This is a genomic window from Flavobacterium gawalongense (assembly GCF_007097265.1).
In the GTDB taxonomy this organism is placed as follows: domain Bacteria; phylum Bacteroidota; class Bacteroidia; order Flavobacteriales; family Flavobacteriaceae; genus Flavobacterium; species Flavobacterium gawalongense.
In genome coordinates this window covers 79,713-86,568 of record NZ_VJZP01000014.1, presented here as the reverse complement: position 1 = coordinate 86,568, position 6,856 = coordinate 79,713, and the positions used below count along the sequence as shown (strand labels likewise).

Below are 6,856 nucleotides of genomic sequence, written 5' to 3'. Positions count from 1 at the left end.
CTATGGTTGGGTTTAAAAAGCTTTAAATCGTTGACCGAGGGGTGGAATTTACATAAAGATGTGTCCACACGATAGGACACTTCGGGAGAAGCTCCTGCCGGCGCCTAGAAAAAGGGTTTGAGACCAAATGGGTTGTAATGAATGACGGGATTAGCTCCTAAAAAAAAGTGGGATATTAACCGCCAATAGCAATCATGCTGCGGTTATCTTGATTCAAAGCGGGATTGTTTACGTCCTCGATAGTAGTCATTCCTGCTCTTACTTTCTTTTTGTTTTTAATGGCAAAAGCAATCAAGTCTTCTATCGCTTCGCCATTTCTGAAAGGTGTCAGTAAATCTGTTTCGGAGTTGGAGAACAGACAGTTTTTTATTTTTCCATTGGCCGTAAGGCGAATTCTATTACAGCCATCACAAAAAGGATTGGTTATCGAACTGATGATACCAAAGCTTCCCAAATAGTTCTTTATTTTGAATTCCCTAGCGGTAAAGTTTTTATCGTCTTCCAATTTCTCTAAATCCGATTCAGAGAAATGATGTTGCACCTGATCCAGAATTTCATTTTGAGAAACCATTTTGCTTCTGTCCCACTCATTTCCTGCAAAAGGCATGAATTCTATAAACCGAATCGAAATCGGTAAAAACTCGGTGAGTTTAATAAAATCAATGATTTCATCGTCATTGAACCCTTTGATCAAAACCACATTTACTTTGATTTTGAAATCATTATTCAGTAATAAGTGTAAATTATCAATTACACTCTGAAACTGGTTTCTAAGTGTAATGGAATGGAATTTTGAAGCCACCAAAGTATCTAAACTCAAGTTGATTTTTTTGACGTTAAATTGCTTTAAAATAGCAATATGTTTGTTAATCAGAATTCCGTTTGTAGTAATGGAAATCTCGGTTTGAAGCGCAGCCAGTTTGGCTATTATTTCAGGAAAATCTTTTCTTAACAACGGTTCTCCGCCGGTAAGTCTTATTTTATCAACACCATTATTGACGAATGTTTGGGCGATGGCGTGAATTTCGTCAGCCGTCATCAGGCTCGCCTTTGGACTTAATACAATTCCATCGGCTGGCATGCAATAGGTACAACGCAAATTGCACTTCTCAATTAAGGAAATACGCAAATAGTTGTGTTTACGTCCAAAATCATCCGTTAAAACAGCATTATTTGGTGTCATGATTTTTACCTTTTAAAATATGAAAAACATGCAGCACATGAGGAAATATGGCATCCATGGATTCTTTTGCGCCATTGGTTGAACCCGGTAAAGCCAATACCAACGAATTTCCTAAAGTTCCCGCGACTGTTCTGGAAAGCATCGAATACGGCATGCGTTGTTGCCCATAATTGCGAACGGCTTCCTCAATTCCTGGAATTCTGGTTTCTAATAACGGTTCCAATGCTTGTGGTGTAACATCTCTTGGCGAAAGCCCTGTTCCACCAGTAAAAATGATTAATTGATTTTCTTTTGCGAAAGCTTTAGTTCGCTCTTGAATCACATCAATTTCATCAGGTATGATTTCGTAATGCGTAGTTTCGACTCCGCAAACTTCCAGTTTTTCAACGATTATTTTACCGGAACGGTCTTGTTTGTCTCCTGCAAAAATAGAATCGGAACAAACAAAAACCGCCGCTTTAATTGCGGATGGAAATCTATTTTTGAAAGACGATTTTCCACCTTCTTTATTGATTAATTTAATCGTGGAAATTTCTATATTTTTGTCAATTGGTTTAAGCATATCGTACATCGTAAGCGCCACAATCGAAGCACCGTGCATCGCCTCGACCTCAACTCCGGTTTTATAAACCGTTTTTACTTTGAAGATAATATCAATACTTAATTCGTTGATTTCATATTCCACCGATGTAAATTCAATTGGAATAGGATGGCAATCAGGAATGGATAAATGGGTATTTTTCACTGCAAATAGACCTGCCGTTTTTGCCATTTCCAGTACGTTTCCTTTTGGAACCAGATTATTTACAACGGCATCAATTGTGGCCTGAAGACTCACAACTACTGTTGCCTTTGCTGTTGCTGTTCGGAGCGTACTTATTTTATGTGTGATATCAACCATTTATAACGTGTTTTTCTTCCAGGTAAAAGTACTGTTTTCAAATATTTCTTTACCAAAAATAGGCACATCTGTTTTAATCCAATTCACAATCGCTTCCGTGGCTTCATACACTTGCTTTCTTCTGGTTGCCGAAACAAAGACAAACAAACAGATTTCTCCTGCTTTAACGACACCCAAACTGTGATAAATGTGCATGCAAATCAAATCGAATTGTGCGAAAGCTTTCTCTCTTATCAACGTCATAGCTTCGTCTGCCATTTCTTCGTAAGCGGTGTAATCAATTGCAGCTACGGTTTTACCATCAATTTCATCGGCTCTGACTTGACCCAAAAAAATATTGTGCGCACCAATAGTCTTTTTTGATTGGTGTTTCGCAATCGACTGCCCTATAAATTCCGAAGAAATGGGTCCCTGAATGAAAACAGTTTTCTTACTCATGATAGTTATTTTTATGAATGTCCGCTAAGCGGACTATAGTTTTTTTTTAGCCACGAATTCCACAAATTTGTCACGAATTTTCATATTGAAATAAAAAATCAAACACTAATTCGTGTCAAATTTGTGGAATTCGTGGCGAAATTTTTCTTTAGTATTATTTATACGGATAGTCATATTATTTTATATTTTAGGAAACAGAAACCGTTCCTTTATGCAGTATTTTATCTAATGCTTTAGCGCCACCGATAATACTTTTAGCATTCTTAAAATTATTATTTATAAGAATTTCAACTGCTTTTTCACTTCTGATTCCGGATTGGCAAAAAACAAACAATGATGCATTAGCATCCAGTTGATGCAAAGCTGCTTCTAAACGGTCTAACGGAATTTGAAGCCCATTTTTGATTGTTATTTTTGGATATTCATCTGAATTTCGAACATCCAGAAAAACAACTTCCGGATTATTTATTTGTTCCAATGCAAGAGCAGCACCGATTTCAATAGTTGTACTTTCAACTGAGGTATATTTATTTTCGAAAGCTACAGTATTGATAGTATTTGTGTCTGTTTTTGAAAAATCAAACTTCTGTTGTTCGTTATTCAACATATTATAAACCAATAATTTACCAGACAACAACTCCCCTATTCCCAAAACCATTTTCAATACTTCATTCGCTTGAAACATACCGATGATTCCCACCGATATTCCCATAACCCCCGCATCATTACAGTTCCTAACGTCATTGGCCTCCTCAGGAAATAAACAGCGGTACGTAGGTCCATTTTCATAATTAAAAATAGAAACCTGCCCTTCAAATTTATAAATGGAACCGTAAACAAACGGTTTGTTGGTTACGCAACACGCATCATTAATCAAATATTTGGTATTCAGATTATCCGTGGCATCAACCATAATGTCATATTGCTCGAATAAAGAAATTGCATTTTTAGAGTCTAATTTTTCGGTGATAGCCTTGATTTTTATCGAAGGATTGAGTCCCAAAGCCATTTCTTTGGCCTCAAGAACTTTACTTTTCCCTACCGAACTGCTTTTATAAATTACCTGGCGTTGCAAATTGGTCACTTCAATTCTATCATCGTCAATAATACCAATTTCGCCAATACCGGCTGCGGCTAAATAAGGTAAAACAGCCGCACCCAATCCGCCGGCACCAATGATCAAGACTTTGGCTTGTTGCAGTTTTTGTTGCCCATTAATGCCTACTTCAGGAAGTATAATTTGTCGGTTGTATCGTGCTGTTTCCATAATTCAGTAGAAAATTTATAATTTATCCTCCAGCAAATGGTGGTAATAAAGCAACAATATCATTGCTTTTCAGAATATAATTTGCTGTATCCTGTACTATCTTTTGATTAATTGCAACACTAAAAGAAAGTTGACTCAATTGGTACTTTTGTTCTAATGATGCTAATAATTGATGTAAAGGTAAATCAGAAAAAGAAATTTCTTCTCCTTGACTTCTAGTTTTTTCAGCTATGGCGCCAAAATATTTTACTGCGATCATGCCGTTAAATTTAAGTTTTGAAAAATGAACTCATCTTCTGAAAATTCTTCTTGAAAATAAGTCGTTAATTTTGAAGCATTTCTCACCACCTCACCAATGACAATAATTGCTGGAGAGGAGAGTTGTTGCTCTTCCACTAATTTCGTAATAGAACTTATGGTTCCAACCACTTTTTTCTCCGTGTCTTTTGTTCCATTTTGAATGATGGCAACCGGCAAATCATCGGTTCTGTTGTTTTGATAAATCGAAATAATTTCGTCCAATTTATTCATTCCCATCAAAATAACCACGGTGGCTGATGATTGAGAAGCCAAAGATACGTCTTTAGATAATTTATGATTCGAAGTAGTTCCGGTAATTACCCAAAAACTTTCGGCTACTCTTCTTTGTGTCAGACTTATTCCATTAGACGCCGGCACACCTAAAGCAGATGAAATTCCAGGAACAATAGCGGTTTCTAAATCAAATTTTTGAGCATATTCGATCTCTTCGCTTCCTCTTCCAAAAACAAATGGATCCCCGCCTTTCAATCGAACGACATGACCAAAACGCTTTGCCATTGATACAATCAATTCATTAATTTGATCTTGACTGTAAGCGTGACAACCAAAACGCTTTCCAACAAAAATGATTTCTGCATGGGTCGCATACTGCAACAAGGCTGAATTTACAAGCGCATCATACAAAACAACATCAGCACTTTCCAATGCTTTGATTGCTTTTAAAGTGATCAACTCTACATCTCCGGGACCTGCCCCTACGATTGTCAATTTTGGTGTATTTGAATTTTTCATTTTAACTAGGATAAATTGGTATTCAATTCGTTTAACTCGGCAACAGAATTTATATTTTTAAACAGATTACGTTTTTCGTCAATAATTCGAATCAATTTATGTGCCACTTTTGACAGCAAACGCATCATTTTCAAATCATTATCATCAATTGCCTTTTTTAAAACAGGCAGTATAGTTGTAGAATAAATTCCTATCAAAGGATGAATCCGGTCTGTGTCTTCAAAAACAGAAACATCAAAATTTGAGTTATGTTTTTCTATCAATTCCAATAGTATTTCGGTAGAAATTAATGGAATGTCGCAACTCAATATCAAATTCATTTCAGTTTCTGAATGAACCAGCGCCGTATATATTCCGCCCAAAGGTCCTTTATCAACTACTATATCTTTTATTTTCTTGTATGCTAAATAATCGTAATTGTTTGTATTGGTAATCAATTGAATGTTACTCGATATTGGCAAAACCGCTTCAATGATATGCTCGATAAAAGGTTTGTTTTGATATAATACCAAGCCTTTTTCCGATTGCATTCGGCTACTTTTTCCTCCACAAAGAATCGATACTTGCATAAAAAATAATTTAATTATTTTAAGATTTAAAGATTATTTGTAACCATCAAAATCTTCTAATTTTTAATATTCTTTTCAATCTTTCAATCTTTCAATCTTTTAATCTTTTAATAAAAAATCAAATTCACACTCACCATCAAGATTTTTGACATCTGAATATATTAATTAAGTGGTACAACCATTACTTCCTGATCTTTTTCAATATTTACCACATCATAAGGCAAATAAATTAAGGCATTTGCTACCGCAAAAGTGTTCAACATGGCTGAACTTTGACTTTCTAATATGGTAACTTTTTTATCATCATACAACCCTTTCAAAAATAAGGTTTTTCCTGATGTATTTTCAAATTGAGTGTTGATTTTTCTTTTAATTTTTGGTAAATGAATTACTTCAAAACCCATATTTATTTTTAGTGCCGGATAAACATAAATATAAAAACTAGTCAAAGTAGAAGCTGGATTTCCAGGTAAGGCAAAAACAATCGTTTTGTCTTTTTTCCCAAAAAATAATGGTTTCCCAGGTTTTTGATTAATTTTATAAAACAACTCCTCCACGCCATTTGATAAAAGCGCTTCTTTTACAAAATCATAATCCCCAACTGAAATTCCGCCGGAAACAAGCACTACATCAAAAGTAGAAAGACAGCTTTTTAAAACTCTTTTTGTGGCTTTTAAATTATCTTTTACCCTAAATATTTCTGTTTTCTTAATCCCAATACCCTGTAAAGCTGATTCGAGCATAATCGAGTTACTTTCGTAAATCTTTCCTTCTGGTAATTTTTTTCCAACTTTTACCAATTCGTTCCCGGTAACAACAATCGCTACTTTCGGCTTGGCATAAACTGTTATTTCCGTTATTCCCAAACAAGCTAAAAAACCGATAGCTGCAGGAGTAATCACCGTATTATTTTCAAGTACAAGTTCGTTTTCTTTTATTTGCTCGCCTTTGTTTCTCACATTAGCAAAACGGGCGGGCATTTTAGTAATTTCAACCGTTTTATTTTTAACCGTAGTATGTTCCTGCATGACAACCGTATCCAAATTATCAGGGACATATGCTCCCGTGAATATTCGAATCGCTTGATCTTGCTTTATTTTTTTATTCGAAAAATCACCAGCCTGTGAAGTGCTTACCACGTTAAACTGTTGTAATTCACTATGCGTAAAAGCATACCCATCCATTGCTGATTGGCGGAAAGGCGGCATATCCATTGGAGAATAAATCGCTTCCGCCAAAATAAAACCAAGTGATTTGGTCACTTTAATTTTTCTAATAGGCATCTTGCAACTATTTTCTGCAATAATCGATAAGGCTTGGTCCACTTGTATCATACAATTTTGAATAAAACTAAGTAAAAATACTTATTGCAAATATACGTAAATATGTCAAGTTGAACCAACAATTAACTATAATTGCATGCAAAATGAATATAGAAAGATTTA

General features: G+C 35.2%; 8 protein-coding genes. All 8 read right to left on the bottom strand.

The window, feature by feature from the left end:
- Positions 1-175: 175 nt before the first annotated feature.
- The 8 genes from moaA to FNW38_RS09430 all read right to left on the bottom strand — a co-directional run bounded on the left by moaA (position 176) and on the right by FNW38_RS09430 (position 6,745).
- Positions 176-1,183, bottom strand: a complete 1,008-nt coding sequence (moaA, locus tag FNW38_RS09465) for a GTP 3',8-cyclase MoaA (RefSeq protein WP_143388099.1) — start codon at positions 1,181-1,183, stop codon at positions 176-178.
- On the bottom strand, positions 1,170-2,084 hold the full coding sequence (moaCB, locus tag FNW38_RS09460) for a bifunctional molybdenum cofactor biosynthesis protein MoaC/MoaB (protein WP_143388098.1): 915 nt from the start codon (positions 2,082-2,084) through the stop codon (positions 1,170-1,172). Before moaCB ends, moaA begins: the two co-directional genes overlap by 14 nt.
- Entirely contained in the window at positions 2,085-2,522 is a 438-nt protein-coding gene (locus FNW38_RS09455) for a molybdenum cofactor biosynthesis protein MoaE (RefSeq protein ID WP_143388097.1), read from the bottom strand.
- Positions 2,523-2,709: 187 nt separating this feature from the next.
- Positions 2,710-3,789 (bottom strand): HesA/MoeB/ThiF family protein, encoded by a 1,080-nt coding sequence (moeB, locus tag FNW38_RS09450; RefSeq protein WP_143388096.1) that lies wholly within the window; start codon positions 3,787-3,789, stop codon positions 2,710-2,712.
- A 22-nt stretch (positions 3,790-3,811) separates the two neighbouring features.
- The gene (locus FNW38_RS09445) at positions 3,812-4,048 is read right to left on the bottom strand and encodes a MoaD/ThiS family protein (RefSeq protein WP_143388095.1); all 237 of its coding nucleotides are present in this window, start codon (positions 4,046-4,048) and stop codon (positions 3,812-3,814) included.
- Positions 4,045-4,842, bottom strand: coding sequence for a uroporphyrinogen-III C-methyltransferase (gene cobA, locus FNW38_RS09440; RefSeq protein ID WP_143388094.1), 798 nt, complete (start codon positions 4,840-4,842; stop codon positions 4,045-4,047). Before cobA ends, FNW38_RS09445 begins: the two co-directional genes overlap by 4 nt.
- Positions 4,843-4,847: 5 nt before the next feature.
- Positions 4,848-5,411 (bottom strand): molybdenum cofactor guanylyltransferase, encoded by a 564-nt coding sequence (locus FNW38_RS09435; RefSeq protein ID WP_143388093.1) that lies wholly within the window; start codon positions 5,409-5,411, stop codon positions 4,848-4,850.
- 161 nt (positions 5,412-5,572) lie between these two features.
- Positions 5,573-6,745 (bottom strand): molybdopterin molybdotransferase MoeA, encoded by a 1,173-nt coding sequence (locus tag FNW38_RS09430; protein ID WP_143388092.1) that lies wholly within the window; start codon positions 6,743-6,745, stop codon positions 5,573-5,575.
- Positions 6,746-6,856 lie beyond the last annotated feature (111 nt).

Bases quoted from the DNA above. Each gene is read 5' to 3' on its own strand.
- moaCB (WP_143388098.1), bottom strand. From the start codon at position 2,084: ATGGTTGATATCACACATAAAATAAGTACGCTCCGAACAGCAACAGCA.
- moaA (WP_143388099.1), bottom strand. From the start codon at position 1,183: ATGACACCAAATAATGCTGTTTTAACGGATGATTTTGGACGTAAACAC.
- FNW38_RS09430 (WP_143388092.1), bottom strand. From the start codon at position 6,745: ATGATACAAGTGGACCAAGCCTTATCGATTATTGCAGAAAATAGTTGC.
- FNW38_RS09455 (WP_143388097.1), bottom strand. From the start codon at position 2,522: ATGAGTAAGAAAACTGTTTTCATTCAGGGACCCATTTCTTCGGAATTT.
- FNW38_RS09445 (WP_143388095.1), bottom strand. From the start codon at position 4,048: ATGATCGCAGTAAAATATTTTGGCGCCATAGCTGAAAAAACTAGAAGT.
- FNW38_RS09435 (WP_143388093.1), bottom strand. From the start codon at position 5,411: ATGCAAGTATCGATTCTTTGTGGAGGAAAAAGTAGCCGAATGCAATCG.
- moeB (WP_143388096.1), bottom strand. From the start codon at position 3,789: ATGGAAACAGCACGATACAACCGACAAATTATACTTCCTGAAGTAGGC.
- cobA (WP_143388094.1), bottom strand. From the start codon at position 4,842: ATGAAAAATTCAAATACACCAAAATTGACAATCGTAGGGGCAGGTCCC.